This is a genomic window from Brucella lupini (assembly GCF_002252535.1).
Classification (GTDB): Bacteria; Pseudomonadota; Alphaproteobacteria; order Rhizobiales; family Rhizobiaceae; genus Brucella; species Brucella anthropi.
In genome coordinates this window covers 210324-227593 of sequence record NZ_NNRN01000055.1, presented here as the reverse complement: position 1 = coordinate 227593, position 17270 = coordinate 210324, and the positions used below count along the sequence as shown (strand labels likewise).

Genomic DNA, 17270 nt, shown 5'->3' with positions numbered 1-17270 from the left:
CGGTGGAAACGCCGGGTCAGTTCTCAGTGGCAATCAACAGACTGGATCTTTACAATATGACGGCCTCGATTGGCGAGGTAGTATCCTACCTCGATCGTGTGGACAAAGACGCCGCTATCCGGGCTCGAAACCGTTACGCATGCATCTCCTCGTGGTCGCAGGAGCCATCGGCGTATGGTCGAGCATCTCTTTCCCAGGGATATGCATTGTGCGAGAAGCCTGTAATCCGGATGCTGGTTGATCTTCTGGAAAAGGAGCTTGAATACTGCAAAATGGATGGCTTCGATTTCTTCGAAGCGAAACAGAATGCCCGTCTGGTTGCCAGCGCTGAACGTTACTATCGCGCCATGTATTACGGCGCACATGAATCCTGGAACCTCCGGGACCAACATATGTTCAATACGCTGCAAAATATTATGACGCAGTCTGGACCGACTTCTAAGGCTGTTGTCTGGGCGCATAATTCTCATATTGGTGATGCCCGGTTCACTGATATGGGCAAGGAAAGAAGCGAGCTGAACCTTGGGCAGTTATGCAGACAGGCCTACGGAAGAAGTGCCGTGCTTATCGGCTTTGGCACACATACCGGGACGGTTGCAGCAGCGTCAGACTGGAATGCCCCAATGGAGCGCAAACAGATTCGCCCTTCCCTCTCCGACAGCTATGAATCGTTGTTGCACGACGTGGGATCTGAACGCTTTCTACTCGACCTTAGAGCCGGACGACACGATGAGGTTCGTCAAGCGTTGTCCAAACCCCGACTTGAGCGATATATTGGCGTGATATATCGGCCAGAAACAGAACGCTGGAGCCACTACAGTTATGCTTCATTGGCGAATCAGTACGATGCCTTTGTCTGGTTCGATGAAACACATGCAATCACACCCCTGTCGACAACCTCAGTTGGGGGTGAGGATGAAATGTTTCCCTTTGGCCTCTGATACCTGTGTCGCGCTCATAGCCCGCACTTATGTGACCAGTTCCATAGTAGAAACAGGGAGAAAACAATCAGTTGGCTGGCAAGCTTCGTAGGCAAAATAGTTCCGATTTCATTAAGTGATTAAAACTGAACGAAAGCGATCAGGATTGGGGTCGGGTAATCTATCGGCTCGCCCCAATCGCCCTGAAACTAATTCAAGCAGAAAATCGTGTAAAAACGGCTCCAAAAATTAAACGCACTTATTGGAATCTATATTGTCAATATTTATCATAAATTTTCAATTATAGTAAAAATTTGGAACTAGACAAAAATGACAACAATATTTCGTTGATATGCAAATTTCATTATTCATTGATGTGTTATTCATCGTATGTTCAATTCCCCCAGAACTGCTTCGAGATCGTCGGATGGTGTCTTTGTCAGATCCTTTGCAATCTCCGCTACTACCGCTTGCTTCAGATCCGGCGTCATCCTCTGACGTAGTGAACCTAACATGCGAGGTTCTGCAATTACAGTCAGCCTTACGAATTCGTGCTCAGAAAACCTCCGTTCCAGTTCCTTTATCAAAATTTCGGCAAAATGTTCCTCCTGTTGTCTTTCGGGATCCGATGAATACTCCAATGCGGAACGCCGTGTGCCCTGCGATGCGAAGCTGCGACCGGGTTTATCTGACATTATCTCTTGAAGTCGCTTGTGAGTGATGTCAAAAACACGAACGTTTCGCTGCTCATCATTCTTTTTTGCATCCAATCTAAGAATACGAGCTCTTGCTCCATCCGCGATAAGTACCCAGTGTTTCTTTTTCATGGTATAGTAATCCCGTTAATCTGGATATTTGCGCTTCAAGTGTGACGAAAACGCTGATTAAGTTGCTGAGTTAAAGCTGCAGGCATACTGGCCGACGCAACACTGCTAAGAACAGATTTACTAACACGGGCTCCGTTAAAGTATTCTCGCGCCTTTTTGCCGGATGCTTACGTCTTAAATCAACATTTCTTCAAATCATTCACGACGCGGAGCACAACTGTTATATGGAAAGCAGCTTTCTCTTTGCGGTCGATACCTAGCCCAACAATCAATTGGCAAACAAACAAGCGACGATTTCCGGAGGAGGATGTGAAAGGCAGGTTAGCGTTTTCGAATTCTCTGTTGAGCTTTCCCTTGGAACAACATCGATTAATCCGAGGGCCAGAGTTCCCGTAGCGATTTCTTCATTGAACCTCGCACTTGAACAATCTCGCCGTGAGATATATGGCGATCCAATAGTTTGAAAACCGCAGCGACAGCTGTTTCGCAATCTGCCGTATCTTCGTTGGTTAAGGTTTCTTGTACACTCCCGAGAAACGCATCTTTCGACCGTTCCCAGACGGGGGTCACTAGCGGATCCCAGCCCTCGAAATAAATACCTCGTATAAGCGTAGGCAACTGTGCAGACAGATCTGCCATTTCCTCCTGTGGTAGCCAATCACGAATTTGGTGTAGAACACAGCGTAGCAACCGGTAGGCACGCGGATGACTCCAGGACAAGTCCAAGCCTAGTTCATTTACCCATTCCTGAGCCTGCTGCGCCGAATGTGTCAACGTGGAAATTGAGGTACCAGCCATATCTGCCTCCTCCGAAGCGACAGAAAGTGCTCGGCGACCGCCTGCGGCGCCGATCTGCGTTAGCTATGCAGCCTTGATCGCGATTGTCTTCTCTGCTGTTTTTGCCTTAGCTGTCTTTGGCAGTTTGACGGTCAGAATGCCTTTGGAAAAGGTAGCCTCGACTTTGGGGGCGTCGATATCTTCAGGTAACTGGAAATTGCGGCGGAACGAGCCAAATCGCCGTTCAGACAAATAATAGTCTGTTCCCTGATCTTTCTCCTCCTCGCTTTTCTCACCCTTTATAACGAGACTATGATTGGATAGCTTCACTTCGATGTCATTCTCAGAAAGCCCTGGAAGTTCAGCAGTTATTTCGTAACTGTCTGCTTTCTCGACAACATTCATGGCCGGGGCTAATTCCCACGTCGAGGCTGCTTTGTAAGCAGACAATAGTCCAGGCCGGCGCTGTGGGAATCGCAGGTCAAAAAGAGAGAAACTATCAAACAACCGATCAATTTCATCCCGCATTCTTTCCAATGGCGACCATGCTTCCGATGTGGCAGGGACTGAAGGCTTCGTGACAGGCAAGCGCTTCGTATCGTCAACCATTTCTTCTCTCCATTTTTGGCTTTTAGCTAAGTTGTTACCGTGTTCAGTGCCAAACAGTTGATGTAGCCAACAAGTCGCTGGCCCAACGAGGAAACTTGTCCCAGAACCAAAAGTAAGCCCGCAGGAGGAAATCCACAACTTGCTCGGCTCACCACTAAAGACATCATTTGAAAAAGACATTCTTTGACACAGGTCAATTCTGAAGAACTGGGATCTTCCTAGCGCGAATTTGACCTACGGCAATGCGATACCACTTGAAAGGACCCAAACTGATTATTGTCGCCGCTGATGAACGATCGGCAATGGAGCCTTCGATGCATATTCGCACATTAACCTACGGAGAATGCTGTCACATTTTGAGTACTGGTCGGCTTGCACACCTGGCATGTATGGCGGGAAAAAAGCCTTATCTTGTTCCGATCTATTTCGCATATTCCGGCAATCATTTGTACGCTTTCTCGCTGCCGGGGAGGAAAATTGATCTTATGCGTGTCAATCCTTATATCTCAGTGGTCATCGAGCAGTGGATGCAAGGCAGAGAATGGAGAAGCGTATTAGTTGAAGGGCGCTACCAGGAAATTGCAAATGACGAGGAACATGAGGCCGAGCAGCAACATGCTTGGCAAATACTGAGTAAACACTTTGACTGGTGGGAACCCGGAGCGCTCAAGCCCGAGGCCCGTCCAATAGCCCATTGCTCCGATCATATTTTTTTCAGGATATTTGTTGACCATTTGACGGGTCGGGAAGCAACAGAAGTCTGAATTGCGAGGCACTACTCTTCAATCTCCTCAGGTTATTTTTTCGCGTGTGAGCGGATGTGCCAACCCTTTTCACAACTGATAATCCATCAAGGTTCGAAAAGGTGACAGTGGTATTGCGGCTCAGGGTTAGCATCATGAAAACATTCGCGAATTTTGATGTGGGTCAATGCGAAATGGAATAGTCCCAAGCTACAAGAATAAAGGTTGGACAGGATACGTTCTGGAAAAGCATACACAAATCGAAGGAATGTAATTTCGTCTTTATAAATATATATAATATCGTTTACCGAGGTTTAATATAATTATGAAAACTAAAATTGAATAATTCTAAATAACAATTGTTTTCGCCACTCTTGATTAACAATAGCACTAACGATATTAATTTTACTAGATGAGGATTGATATGACGCTTGATAACAACCTAAATGGCAATTACTACACGAGAGAAGAAATAATTTTACTACGGAAGCTTGTCCGCGATGCAACGCACGTTGTTCCGGAGAGCATGAGTGCCGACCGGCCTACTGAATTAGCTCTTCAGGTAATTAGAATATACAATAATCTGAGTGCTACTAAATCGCATTCTCCCATAGGCCAAAGACGCATTGCAACCGCAATATTCAACCAATTAACGCAGCAAAATCTATATACTCACCTCAAACCATCTGCCGGACCTGCTTTAGCGGGGAGCACAACCAACAGATTGACTGAAGAGGAAGAGTGAAGCCCGCCAATCTTCCCGGAAAGTCGCACCACTGCTGTTCATTGAAAAAACGAACCAGCTCTTACCAAACGATATCAAATGGCTCTTCTCTCATACAGTCCTGCTTCACAGGCCTCTCCGCGCGACTTCACTGTGAGGATTTTGATCTATATCAAAGCGTGGGTCACCTCCATCTATATACTTGGTAGTGAAGGGAGAGACTCATGGCAGCATTAAACGAAATTACATCAAGCTTTCGGCATGTTAGATTACTCCTCGCACGTGAGAAAGATCATCCAGAAGGCGCTTCACGAGAAGGTATCGATCTTCTTATTCCGCTCGATAGTAACGGTCGCCTGGACTTCAGACAGTGGAAGTCGCATCAAGAGCTTTGCCGAGTACGCTACTTCAACCAACATGGCACAGTAAAAGTTGGCCTGTTAAAGTACAGACCTGTCGATCAATGGTACATTGATTTTAAAGAAGGTGAACAGGACGATGAAGTTGGCTTTCGGCTGGGCGCGGAATCCTTTACCATTGGAGAGTATGTTGCAATAAACGCCCCTGGCAAGAACCACACCTATAGGGTCGCGCGGGTTGAAAAGCCTTGATGCAGCTAATCCAGCCCAATCAAAATCTTCCATGAAGCGGTATTGGACAACCCTACGTCAATAAATGTGGAATGGGAGTCTTCAAACATATCCTTGGTGCGACAGATGAATCGGATCTCGCCGAACGCTGCATAAAACGAAGAATCACATTCGCAAGGGCCCTGCGGGGGACGACCATCAGTAGCCCATAGATAATCTGACCCCCCAGCGCTTTAAACTGGAAATCGAGACGAACGGCATTAATCATCTCAGGATCACTACCGTGTTCGTTATCGGCCAGAGAGAAGCGTTTAAAATAAAAGCTTGAACTACCCCCAATGAGCTTAACTTTAATACAAACTTAATGACTGGATACGTTGCTGCTTTTGGAGAAAGCAATGAAACCGAACCTGATTGCCATACTGTTTTTAGTATATCTGGTCATTGCAGTCCTTATATACCTATTGCTGCGTACAGAATAATTTTCCCATAATGCGTATATTATCAATAAGATCCGTATGTAAAATTATGCGAACAACTCAACTATCTATGCAAGATCCGGCCTTATAGGCGATCTAAATTTTCTTATACTTATAATATTGAGCACCTTGCATTTTCCAAAATCATGAAACGTCTTTATGGCTCCATAGTTACCGTCCGCACTGACCTCAGCATATGCTTTCTTCGTCCATTTCAGACATTTCCTTAACCACCCAAGAGGGCTTACTGACACCTCAGGTCACCGCTTAGGCCTACCCCCTGCAACAATGAGAGTTGACGCATATCAACGCACACTCGAGAATCTTCTGCAATAATGGCCACGTTAAAAGCGCACAGGGCCTCACTCCCAGTTCATTTAGTTAACTTGCTACATAGGCGGGAGTGATTTTCATGCCCCCCCCGCGAAACCGCGAGCATGTTAGTCCGGGAGTTAAAGATGAGTTGCAACAAACTGTGCCTGTTATTGGCGTCATTCTTTCTGGTCTTCATTGGAAATGCTCCGGCTGAAGTTCGCGAAACGATCGCGCCAATCGCAAAAAAGGTCATCCCATCTGTCGTCACCTTGCGTGTTAAAGCAAGAGGCGAAGATGAAGTCGCGTCGCCGCAGATACCGCCGAATGCACGTGAACCCGAAGCCGGAGAGACCGCTCCATTGGCTGAGCATCCTGGATTCGAGCTTTCTGGATCTGGAATTGTGGTAGATGCCCACCGTGGCTATATCATAACGACCTACCACGTTATCGCAGCCGCTGCAGATCTGATGGTAGTGCTCCCGACAGGAGAGGAACTGCGTGCTACGGTTGTCGGAAGCGACCCGGAAACCGATATTTCAGTACTAAAAGTAAGATCCACTAACCTCGTTGAGATAACCTTCGGCGATTCTGCAAAACTTGAGGTTGGTGACTACGTTGTCGCCGTGGGCAATCCATTTGATCTGGGGCCTACGGTCACGCTTGGCATTGTCAGCGCGCTCGGGCGCGACGAGCTTGGGCTGGGACCATATGAAAATTTCATTCAAACGGATGCATCGTTGAACCCGGGGAATTCCGGCGGCGCTTTGGTCGATATGGATGGTGCGCTGATCGGTGTCAACAGCGCGATAATCGCGCCAGCTGGCGGAAATGTTGGCGTCGGCTTCGCAATTCCTGTTTCTATAGTCAGGACGGTTATGGAAAGGCTCATAAGCGAGGGTGTCGTACGACGCGGGCGTCTTGGAGTTACGGTTCAGAATCTTTCATCAATTCTTGCTAAAGCGCTTGATGTGCAAGTCAGAAACGGAGCCGTCATAAGTGAAGTGGCCAAAGGATCAACCGCAGACCTCGCCGGGCTTGCATCAGGGGATGTTATCATTGCCGTTGATGGAATGACCGTCACTGGAGCAACCGGCTTTCGAAATATTGTGGGGTTCGCCCCACCAGGACAAACTGTGAAAATTACTTTGTTGCGCGGAAGGCAACAAATGTCCATCGGCGTGACTTTGAGCGAAGATAAACTGTCAACCGAGCCTGCGGAAGCAACGAATAGGGTTATTGGAGAAGGCTTTCTGACAGGAGTTGCATTTTCCGCAGATCCGAACGGAGGTTCACTTGTCGTCTCTGTTGATGAGGGTTCAAAAGCCGCCGGAGCAGGTATCCAGACAGGCGACGTAATAGTGAGCGTCAACCGGCACGACGTCAGTTCACCATCAATGCTTTTGCAAGCTGCAACCGGTCCCACCGAAATCTTACTGCTTGGCGTTCGACGAAACGGCCAGCTGTGGTTGGTTGCTATAGAATAGCTTGGCTACTCGAGGCGGTTTTCGTCGAGGTCGACCATGATGATCTGGGCCGGTGGATAGAACCGCGCCATTGTCAGCGACACCAGCCCAATTGGCACGGAACCGACGATGGCAATAGTACTACCCGGCTGGACCTTGCCATTCCGCACACCGTATTCGAAGCCGGTCGGCAGGATATCGCTCAGCATAACCAACGCTTCCTCATCCGCCCCGTAGGGTATCTGATAGAGGCTGGTGTCAGCTGATCACGTCGGCGCCTGTCTCTTCCAAGATGCCAACAACTTCATGGCCGAGGATGCGGTCTGACGTGCAGGTCGGCACACCACCTTTGTGGATGTGTAGGTCGATGCCGCAGATGGTGATCCTGGTCACCTTCACGATCGCATGGGTCGCGGCTTCGATCTTCGGTATGAGCAGTTCTTCCAGCGACTTCTGTCCCCGGCCCTTCCTATACGAGAGCTTTCATCCGATTTCTCCTTGGTTCGCGGCAGATGCCGCCTTCGAATTTGCGGCTATCTTGCATCAACGGAAGTTTGGCAACTTTGCCCCCGGTCAATGCGTCAGCCCGCGGGCCAGATAAAAAATTACGCAATTGGAAGATCGCTTCCGCCTTTCGCAGTCATCAAGGTTCCGTCGATGAAGAAATTGCCGCTTTCCAAGGTCTATCAGCTGATTGAACCCGGCCCGGTCATCCTGCTGACGACCAGTCACAAGGGTCAGCCGAACGTCATGACCATGTCGTGGCACATGATGATGGAGTTCACCCCACCCCGCATCGCCTGCATCGTGTCCAGCAACGATTTCAGCTTCATCGCGCTTCGCGCAACGAAGGAATGCGTGATCGCCATACCGAGCGTCGACTTAGCCGAAAAAGCCGTAAAGGTCGGCAACTGCTCGGGCCGCGACACCGACAAGTTCGCGACCTTCGGATTGACGCCGCTTCCGGCCGAGCAAGTCTCGCCACCGCTGATCGCCGAATGCTTCGCCAATTTCGAATGCCGGGTCGTCGATACCAGGATGGTGAACAGACACAATCTCTTCGTGCTGGAGGTCGTCGAGGCATGGATCGACCCGAAGCAGGTCGATCCAAAGACTATACACCATCGGGGCTATGACGCCTTCTCGGTCGATGGCGAGGTGATTCATTTCAAGTCAGGGATGCCCTGACGGGATTTTCGACCCCTTTTGGAGGTTTTGACGCGCGTCAAAGCCAAATGCGCGAAACCGGCCCATTCTTCAACCAAATGGCCCCAAACTCTTGGAGATGCACTATGGCCTCTACAGATATTCCATCGGCTTCCGCACCTTCTCTTCCAGCATCAAAAGAGGGCAAGCTGCGCCTGGGCGCGTTGACCGCCCTTGTCATCGGCTCGATGGTCGGTTCGGGCGTGTTCAGCCTGCCGCAGAACATGGCCGCCGGAGCCGGACCGCTTGCCATCATCATCGGTTGGTGCATCACTGCCGTCGGCATGCTGGCGCTGGTTTTCGTCTATCAGTCGCTCGCTACCCGCAAACCCGAACTGGACGCCGGACCTTATGCCTATGCCAAGGCCGGTTTCGGTGCCTTCGTTGGCTTCAACAGCGCCTGGGGCTACTGGATCAGCGCCTGGGTCGGTAACGTCTCCTACGCTGTGATCGTCTTCAGCGCGCTGTCCTATTTCTTCCCGTCCTTCGGAGATGGCAACACCTGGCAGGCTGTGGTCGGTGCATCCATCCTGCTTTGGGTGATCCATTTCCTGGTCATGGCCGGCGTGCGGCAGGCGGCGATCATCAATCTGGCCGTCACCGTGGCCAAGATCGCACCCATCGTGCTCTTCATCGGCATCGTCGCCGTGGCCTTCAAGGTAGACATCTTCAACGCCGATTTCACTGGACTCGGCAATGCCAGCCTTGGCTCCATCATGAATCAGGTGAAGAGCACCATGCTGGTGACATTGTGGGTGTTTATCGGCATCGAGGGCGCCAGCGTCTTCTCAGCGCGGGCCGAACGACGCAAGGACGTCGCCACAGCTACCGTGCTCGGTTTTTCGGCTTGTCTAGCACTCTATGCGCTCGTATCGCTATTGTCTCTCGGAATCATCAGCCAGCCTGAACTGGCCGCGCTCAAGAACCCGTCCATGGCGGGCGTCCTGGAAGCCATCGTCGGTCCGTGGGGGGCGATTGTCATCAACCTGGCGCTTGTCGTCTCGGTAGTCGGCGCATTCCTGAGCTGGACGCTACTCGCCGCCGAAGTTCCACATGTGGCAGGCAACGACGGCACCATGCCGAAATTTTTCGGTCACGAGAACGAACGCGGCGTCCCCTCCACGTCGCTCCTCATCACCAATATTCTGGTCCAGCTCTTTCTGATCATCACACTGTTCGCGCAGAGCACTTATCAGGCACTCTTCTCTATCGCCTCTGTTGCTATCCTTGTGCCATATATCTTCTCGGGCGCCTATGCCGCGAAGCTCGCTTTCACCGGCGAAAGCTATGGTGTCGGAGAAAACCGCAATGGCGCAATGCTCCTCGGTCTGTTGGCGACGATCTACGGCCTCTGGCTTGTCTATGCCGCTGGCCTTTCATTCCTGTTCATGTGCGCAATCCTCTACGCCCCAGGCATCATATTCTTCATCTGGGCCCGTCGCGAAAATGGGCAGCGCATTTTCCACCCGGTCGAAGCCGTCCTTGCCGCCGCTCTTGTCGCGGTCAGTCTCTACGCCGCTTATGAAATGTGGACGGGAGCGGTCAGTGCGCTCTGAGCCAAACCGCTCTTTCAAAAAGGAACATCCTATGACTGCTCTTGGCGCTCATTCCGAAGTCGGTCGGCTGCGCGAGGTGATCGTTCACCGGCCCGATCTCAGCCTGCGTCGGCTCACCCCCGACAATTGCAAGGCGCTGCTGTTCGATGATGTGCTGTGGGTCAAACGGGCGCGGCAGGAGCACGATGTCTTCGTCGACGCGCTTCGCGAGCGCGGGGTCATAGTGCATCTGTTCGGCGAATTGCTGGCTGAGACCATGGCGATCGCTGAAGCCCGCGACTGGCTGCTTGACCGCCGCGTCGACGATTCGGTCGTCGGCTACGACATGGTCGACGAAATGCGCGGATGGCTGGACGAGATGCCTGCCGACGAGCTTGCCTCGCTGCTTGTGGGCGGCATCGCCCGCGCCGAACTGCCGTTCCAGCCGGGCGGGCTCACGGGCAAGACCCTACTGCCGCAGGATTTCGTTTTGCCACCATTGCCCAACCAGCTCTTCACCCGCGACAGTTCCTGCTGGATCTATCGCTCGGTGTCGGTCAACGCCATGTATTGGCCGGTGCGCAAGCCGGAAGCGGCCAATGTCGAAGCCGTCTATCGCTTCCATCCGCGCTTTCGCGATGCCGGCCTGACCTTTGTGTCCCCCGACAATCCCGGCCCCGGCGTTAGCTTGGAAGGTGGAGACGTCATGCCGGTGGGTGGCGGCCTGGTGCTGGTCGGTATGGGCGAGCGCACCACGCCGCAGGCTGTCGGCGGGCTCGCCCGCAGCCTGTTCGCCGCCGGCGAGGCGACACGGGTGATCGCTGCGCTAATGCCGCGCGACAGGTCATTCATGCATCTCGATACGATCTTTACCTTCTGTGACCGCGATCTGGTCACGATGTATCCCCCGGTGGTCGAGCGGCTGCGGGCTTTTTCGCTGAGACCCGGCGAAGGCACCGCCGCTGTCGACGTCGTCGAGGAGACGAAACCTTTCGTCGAGGTGGTCAAGGAAGCTCTCGGACTGAAGACGCTGCGCATCGTCGCGACTGGCGGCGATTCCTACGAGTCCGAACGCGAACAATGGGACGACGGCAACAACGTCATCGCCATCGAGCCTGGCGTGGTCATCGGCTACGACCGGAACGTCTACACCAACACACTGCTGCGCCGCGCCGGAATCGAGGTCGTCACTGTCGAGGGTGCCGAACTCAGCCGTGGCCGTGGCGGCGGTCATTGCATGACCTGTCCGATTGCACGCGATCCAATCTGAGGAAGGAGAAAATTGACATGCCCTTCAACCTACATGGCCGCAACGTGCTGACGCTCGACGATTTTTCCGGAGCGGAGATCCGCTATCTGCTCAGGCTTGCCGCGGATTTGAAGACCGCGAAGCAGGCAGGTACGGAAGTGCAGCGGCTATCACGCAAGAACATCGCGCTGATCTTCGAGAAAGATTCCACCCGCACCCGTTCAGGCTTCGAGGTCGCTGCATATGACCAAGGAGCCAATGTCACCTATATCGGGCCTTCTGGCAGCCATATCGGCCATAAGGAATCAATGAAAGACACCGCAAGGGTACTCAGCCGCATGTACGATGCGATCGAGTACAGGGGGCACCAGATCGAATTGCTGGCAGCCTATGCCGGCGTGCCGGTCTACAACGGGCTGACAGACGAGGCGCATCCCACGCAGGTCCTCGCCGATTTCATGACGATGCGCGAGTTCACCCACAAACATCTGTCGGACATGAAGGTTGCCTTCGTCGGCGAAGGACGCGATAACGTCGCCCAGTCGCTTGCCATTGGCGCCGCCAAGATCGGCATGGACATACGTATCGCATCCCCCCGGGAATTGTGGCCTGAAGACCGTTTCTGCGCCCATGTGAAAGGAATAGCTGAACGCAGTGGTGGCCGCTTCAGGCTGGACGAGGACATCAAGGGCTGCATTGAAGGCGTAGATTTCATCTACACCGACGTATGGCTCTCCATGGGAGAGAACGAAAGCGGCTGGCGCAAGCGTATCGAGTTGCTGACACCCTACAGGATCACGAGCGAACTGATGGCAGCAACCGGCAATCCTTATACGAAGTTCATGCACTGCCTGCCTGCCTTCCACGATACAGAGACAGAAGTCGGAGCCGACATTGAGTGCCAATACGGCATCAATTGTATGGAGGTCGAGGATGCTGTCTTCGAATCCGAAGCCTCCATTGTCTTTGATCAGGCTGAGAATCGCATGCACTCGATCAAGGCGATCCTCGTCGCCACGATCGGCAGCTGACATGCGTATCGTTGTGGCGCTCGGCGGCAACGCACTGCTCAAGCGGGGCGAACCGATGACGGCCGAAAACCAGCGCGCTAATATCAGGCGTGCCGCTGCGGTGCTCGCCGAGCTTGTAGCCGCTGGGCACTCGTTGGTGATCACACACGGCAACGGCCCGCAGGTCGGTCTGCTCGCGCTGCAGGCGGCAGCCTTATCAGAGCAGTCCTTTCCGCTGGATGTGCTTGACGCCGAGAGCGCCGGCATGATCGGCTACGTCCTGCAGCAGGAACTCGGCAATGTCATGAAGGAGCAGCTCTTCGCCACACTGCTTACGCAGGTCAGAGTCGATCCGGACGATCCTGCTTTCGGCAAGCCAACAAAGCCGATCGGCCCGAGCTATGATGAGGCGACTGCCCGCAGGATCGCCGCTGAGCGCGGCTGGCAGATCGGGCAGGACAACGACAAGTGGCGTCGTGTCGTCGCCTCTCCAAAGCCGCTGGCGATCCTGGAGGCCCAGGTGCTTGCTTTTCTGATCGAGCAAGGCGTTATCGTCATCTGCGCTGGCGGTGGAGGCATTCCTGTCATCGAACTGAACGATGGAAGCATCGCGGGCGTTGAGGCGGTCATCGACAAGGATTTGGCCTCGTCACTCCTTGCACGGCAGCTCAAGGCAGAATTTTTGCTCATGTTGACCGATGTCGACGCCGTCTATGTTGGCTGGGGCACGCCACAGGCACGCGCGCTTGGCCATGTGAAAGCGTCCGATCTTTCGATAAACGACTTCGCGACCGGATCGATGCAGCCCAAGGTGGAAGCCGCGGTGGATTTCACCTATGCTTCTGACCGTCGCGCTGCAATCGGCAGGCTTGAGGACGCGGTGGAGATTGTCGCCGGAAACCGGGGCACATTGATTTTGGCCGACGAGATGCTTCCCGCCAGCGGACAGTCAACATGGCCTGCATTGGATTGATCAACGTCAAGGCAATTCTTGCCTTATCTCGTATTGTTCCGGCACAGCTGAATTCCTGAGGAAGGACGCGCAAATGAGCTACAAACCCATTCTTGTAAATATAGACATCAACGGTCCCGTTGTACCGATCCTGCAGGCGGCAACAGGACTTGCCCGATGCCACGAAGCGAAGCTGATCGGTATTTGTTCCGCCGACGCACCGATGCCGATGGTCGGACCGGAGGCTGCAGCTCTCGCTGCGGAAACATGGCAGCAGATGCGGAACGACATCGAAAAGCGCTTCAAGGAAGTCCATAGGGAATATGACCGGGTGATCGCCGGCGCTATAAAAACCGAATGGCGAGAGCCTGAAAAACCCTACCCATGCGCTCGTCCAGGCATCGCGGTCGGCCGATCTCATTGTTACGGCGGCATCCGACGGAGCTTCGACAGGAGATGCCTATCGTGTTGCCGATCCCGCCAATGTCGTGTTGCGTGCAGGTCGCCCTTTGCTGGTCGTTGCCGACAGGGCCGAACATGTGCAGGCGAAGAAGATCGTCGTTGCCTGGAAAGACACACGTGAGGCCAGGCGCGCTGTGGCTGACTCTATCCCGCTGCTGGTAACCGCCAAGGAGGTGATCGTGGTCACTGTTGTCCCAGAAGCCGACGATTGCGTTCGCGACGGTCCAACCGACGTGGTCGCCTTTCTGGCTTTACACGGCATTGAAGCGAAGCCCAAACTGATCGAAGGTCCGGACGAATACATCGAACTCTTCAATTTTATTGATGGAAGCGATGCCGATCTGGTGGTTTCGGGAGCTTATGGGCACAGCCGTTTCCGGGAATGGGCCATCGGCGGCATAACGCGCTCGCTGCTTGACGAAACCAGGCTCGATCGCTTCATGCCGAGTTAAGCTGGATTCAATCTTCGCTTCTGGATGGTTGCGTCACGCTATCCGCAAAAATGAGAGTATCAATGCAGGCGCTTGGGGAGCCCCATGCAGGAAAGACGAGCATTGCAGCAATCCGCAGCCAAGACGGCCTATTGGTCCATCCCGGCGGAGCGGCTTCTCTCGGATTTGCAGGCCCGGAATACCGGTCTTTCCTCCGAAGAGGCAAAGGTTCGACTGCACGATACCGGTCCGAACGCGATCGGTCGCAAGGGCGGCGCATCGGCCGTCACCGGTTTTGCAAGGCAGTTCCGCAGCCCGCTCATCCTGATACTTATCTTCGCCGCTGTGGTCTCGGTCTTCGTCGGTGAAGGCAGCGAAGCTGTAATCATCACCGTTATCGTGCTCGCGAGCTGCGTTCTTTCCTTCACGCAGGAATATGGCGCGTCTCGCGCCATGGAAGCACTAACGGTGGGTATCGCGCGCCAGGCGCTGGTCGTACGCGACGGGAAAGATGCGTCGGTTGCGGTCGAGGAAATCATACCGGGCGACATCGTCAGACTTTCGGCAGGAAACCTCATCCCGGCCGACGGTATCCTGCTGGAAGCACGCGACTTCAACGTCAGCGAGTCCGCGCTGACTGGCGAGACGTTTCCGGTAGTGAAGGCGCCCGGCGTCTCTGCACCGGATGCACAGATCGGCCAGCGAAGCAATGCGGTCTTCAGCGGCACATCGGTGCGCAGCGGCACCGCCACCATAGTGGCGGTAAATACCGGCAAGCATACGGAATTCGCCTCCATTGCCGCGACAATCGCTCGCAGCGTGCCAGAAACCGAGTTCGCACGCGGGATCCGTCGCTTCGGCTACCTAATGACAGAGATCATGCTGGTGATCGTGATCCTAGTCTTTTTCGTCAATCTGCTTCTGCACAGGTCGACCGTCGACTCCCTGCTGTTTTCCCTCGCGCTGGCGGTTGGCCTAACGCCGGAACTACTGCCGGCGATCATCAGCGTGACGCTTGCCCGCGGCGCGCGCGCCATGGCTGCGAGCGGCGTTATCGTGCGCCGCCTCGACGCCATCGAGAACCTCGGCAGCATGGATATTCTATGCACTGACAAGACCGGCACCCTGACCGAGGGCGCCATTCATCTCGACGCATGCGTCGGGATCGACGGGATGGCTTCCGCGCAGGTGCGTCTGTGGGCGCTGCTCAATGCCTCGCTCCAGACTGGACTGGCGAACCCGCTGGACGAGGCGATAACCGCCGGCAAAAGCGAAGGGGACGACCTTGGCCTATATTCCAAGGTCGATGAGATACCGTACGACTTCGTCCGCAAGAGGCTATCGGTGGTCATACGCCAGTCGAACCAGGCAGAGGATCTAATGATCTGCAAGGGGGCCGTCCAGAACGTCGTCGAGGCCTGCACGTCGATCATCAATGCGACCTCGACCCTGCCGCTGGACGAAGCGCAGGTCAGGGAAATCAACGACAGGTTGCGCGGATGGAGCATGCAGGGCTATCGTGTGCTCGCTCTCGCGATGCGCCGCTTTTCGCGACAGGACGCATACCTTCGTGAAGACGAGACCGGCTTGGCCTTCGCCGGCTTCCTACTCTTCCTCGATCCGCCAAAACCGGGCATGGCAGAAACACTAAAGGCACTCGCGGCGCGCGGCATCAAGGTGAAGGTCGTCACCGGCGACAACCGCTATGCCGCCGCGCATCTGGCCGCATCCATCGGCCTGCCCTATCGGCAGATACTGACAGGTACGGAACTGAGCAAATTGACCAAGGAGGCCTTGTTCGGTCGCGTCGCCCGCACCGACATTTTCGCCGAAATCGACCCGAACCAGAAGGAACGCATCATCGGCGCGCTCCGCAAACGCGGCCATGTCGTAGGTTATCTTGGGGACGGCATTAACGATGCTCCGGCGCTGCACGAAGCCGATATCGGCATTTCAGTGGACAGCGCCGTAGACGTGGCGCGCGAGGCCGCCGACATGATCCTGCTCAAACGCGACCTTGGCGTGCTGCTGCGCGGGGTGGACGATGGACGCAAAACATTCGCCAACACGATGAAGTATATCGCCATCACCACCAGCGCCAATTTCGGTAACATGGTCTCCATGGCAATTGCCTCGATCACCTTGCCCTTCCTGCCACTGCTGGCCCCACAAATTCTTCTCAACAACTTCCTGTCCGACGTTCCTTCGCTGGCGCTCGCAACCGATAATGTCGATCCAGATCAGGTCCGCAAGCCGCACCACTGGGATATCGGGTACGTTCGTCGCTTCATGGTCACCTTCGGTCTTGTCAGCTCGGCATTCGATTTCGTGACCTTCGCCTTTCTGCTCCTGGTGGCAAACGCGACCGCGCAGATATTCCAGACCGCCTGGTTCGTCGAATCCCTGATTACAGAACTCGCCATTGTGCTAATCGTGCGAACCCGCAAAGCCTTCTGGCGAAGCCGCCCAGGCGCGCTGCTTTCATGGCTCACGCTGGTCCTCGCCCTTTTTGCCATCGCCATCCCTTATTTGCCAGGCGCGGACTGGTTGGGCTTCGCACCGCTGCCGGTCACTGTCGTCGGCGGGTTGGTCATCATCACGCTTGCTTATCTGGCCGCATCGGAAGCAGCCAAACACTGGTTCTTCGTCCGAGAGCGCCGGCAAGCAACAAAGCGTACCTGACGAGTGGCAACGCTGAACCGCGCTAGGCTGGTCACCCTGTTGATCCTCCTGGACCATGTTCCAACCTTCCTCCTGGATTTCACGGCTTCTGCAGTTGACGAGCCGCCCGCTATGACTTTGACTGCAATCAAGTCCATGGTTTTCGCAATGGCCATTGAAAAGGACCGTCCGCCGGAGAGAAACCCGATGCCCAGCTGAATTCTCGTCTTTCTCGGTCATCCTAACCCGAACGCGAACCGCCTGTGCAGGACGCACGCTCGGTCGGGCATAGTCTCAAGATCATCGATACTGCGACG

The 17270-nt window shown here is 54.1% G+C and carries 17 protein-coding genes; 12 read left to right on the top strand and 5 right to left on the bottom strand.

Going from position 1 to position 17270, the window contains the following annotated elements:
- Positions 1–941 (top strand): erythromycin esterase family protein (locus CES86_RS20800; RefSeq protein ID WP_143851096.1); only part of this gene is annotated, 941 nt, incomplete at its 5' end.
- A gap of 362 nt (positions 942–1303) precedes the next feature.
- On the opposite strand, the gene CES86_RS20795 is transcribed toward CES86_RS20800, so the two are convergent.
- The 3 genes from CES86_RS20795 to CES86_RS20785 all read right to left on the bottom strand — a co-directional run bounded on the left by CES86_RS20795 (position 1304) and on the right by CES86_RS20785 (position 3133).
- Positions 1304–1747 (bottom strand): host attachment protein, encoded by a 444-nt coding sequence (locus CES86_RS20795; protein WP_094515255.1) that lies wholly within the window; start codon positions 1745–1747, stop codon positions 1304–1306.
- 369 nt (positions 1748–2116) lie between these two features.
- Positions 2117–2545, bottom strand: a complete 429-nt coding sequence (locus CES86_RS20790; protein ID WP_094515254.1) for a DUF2267 domain-containing protein — start codon at positions 2543–2545, stop codon at positions 2117–2119.
- A 63-nt stretch (positions 2546–2608) separates the two neighbouring features.
- Complete coding sequence (locus CES86_RS20785; protein WP_094515253.1) at positions 2609–3133, bottom strand: Hsp20/alpha crystallin family protein; 525 nt, start codon at positions 3131–3133, stop codon at positions 2609–2611.
- A gap of 314 nt (positions 3134–3447) precedes the next feature.
- On the opposite strand from CES86_RS20785, the gene CES86_RS20780 reads away from it, so the two are divergent.
- From CES86_RS20780 to CES86_RS20765, 4 genes are all read left to right on the top strand, one after another.
- Complete coding sequence (locus CES86_RS20780; protein WP_094515276.1) at positions 3448–3897, top strand: pyridoxamine 5'-phosphate oxidase family protein; 450 nt, start codon at positions 3448–3450, stop codon at positions 3895–3897.
- A 403-nt stretch (positions 3898–4300) separates the two neighbouring features.
- Positions 4301–4621 carry a hypothetical protein gene (locus CES86_RS20775; RefSeq protein ID WP_094515252.1) on the top strand — a complete coding sequence of 107 codons (321 nt, stop codon included), beginning with the start codon at positions 4301–4303 and terminating at the stop codon, positions 4619–4621.
- 203 nt (positions 4622–4824) lie between these two features.
- The gene (locus CES86_RS20770; protein ID WP_094515251.1) at positions 4825–5211 is read left to right on the top strand and encodes a hypothetical protein; all 387 of its coding nucleotides are present in this window, start codon (positions 4825–4827) and stop codon (positions 5209–5211) included.
- Positions 5212–6127: 916 nt separating this feature from the next.
- Positions 6128–7468 carry a trypsin-like peptidase domain-containing protein gene (locus CES86_RS20765; protein ID WP_166942599.1) on the top strand — a complete coding sequence of 447 codons (1341 nt, stop codon included), beginning with the start codon at positions 6128–6130 and terminating at the stop codon, positions 7466–7468.
- 5 nt (positions 7469–7473) lie between these two features.
- On the opposite strand, the gene CES86_RS27965 is transcribed toward CES86_RS20765, so the two are convergent.
- Positions 7474–7656 (bottom strand): hypothetical protein, encoded by a 183-nt coding sequence (locus CES86_RS27965; RefSeq protein ID WP_235819967.1) that lies wholly within the window; start codon positions 7654–7656, stop codon positions 7474–7476.
- Between the two features lie 49 nt (positions 7657–7705).
- Entirely contained in the window at positions 7706–7846 is a 141-nt protein-coding gene (locus CES86_RS27960; RefSeq protein ID WP_235819966.1) for an alcohol dehydrogenase catalytic domain-containing protein, read from the bottom strand.
- A gap of 258 nt (positions 7847–8104) precedes the next feature.
- Between CES86_RS27960 and CES86_RS20755 the strand changes: the two genes are divergently transcribed.
- The 7 genes from CES86_RS20755 to mgtA all read left to right on the top strand — a co-directional run bounded on the left by CES86_RS20755 (position 8105) and on the right by mgtA (position 16974).
- The gene (locus CES86_RS20755; protein WP_094515275.1) at positions 8105–8635 is read left to right on the top strand and encodes a flavin reductase family protein; all 531 of its coding nucleotides are present in this window, start codon (positions 8105–8107) and stop codon (positions 8633–8635) included.
- A 104-nt stretch (positions 8636–8739) separates the two neighbouring features.
- Positions 8740–10209 carry an arginine-ornithine antiporter gene (arcD, locus tag CES86_RS20750; protein ID WP_094515249.1) on the top strand — a complete coding sequence of 490 codons (1470 nt, stop codon included), beginning with the start codon at positions 8740–8742 and terminating at the stop codon, positions 10207–10209.
- 31 nt (positions 10210–10240) lie between these two features.
- Entirely contained in the window at positions 10241–11458 is a 1218-nt protein-coding gene (locus CES86_RS20745; protein ID WP_094515248.1) for an arginine deiminase, read from the top strand.
- 17 nt (positions 11459–11475) lie between these two features.
- A complete protein-coding gene (gene argF / locus CES86_RS20740) occupies positions 11476–12468 on the top strand; it encodes an ornithine carbamoyltransferase (RefSeq protein WP_094515247.1) in 993 nt (330 codons plus the stop codon).
- A 1-nt stretch (position 12469) separates the two neighbouring features.
- Entirely contained in the window at positions 12470–13420 is a 951-nt protein-coding gene (arcC, locus tag CES86_RS20735; RefSeq protein WP_094515246.1) for a carbamate kinase, read from the top strand.
- 470 nt (positions 13421–13890) lie between these two features.
- Positions 13891–14313 (top strand): universal stress protein, encoded by a 423-nt coding sequence (locus CES86_RS27955; RefSeq protein ID WP_235819965.1) that lies wholly within the window; start codon positions 13891–13893, stop codon positions 14311–14313.
- An 84-nt stretch (positions 14314–14397) separates the two neighbouring features.
- Positions 14398–16974: a magnesium-translocating P-type ATPase gene (gene mgtA, locus CES86_RS20725; protein ID WP_094515245.1), complete on the top strand. Its 2577-nt coding sequence runs from the start codon at positions 14398–14400 to the stop codon at positions 16972–16974.
- Positions 16975–17270: the final 296 nt, after the last annotated feature.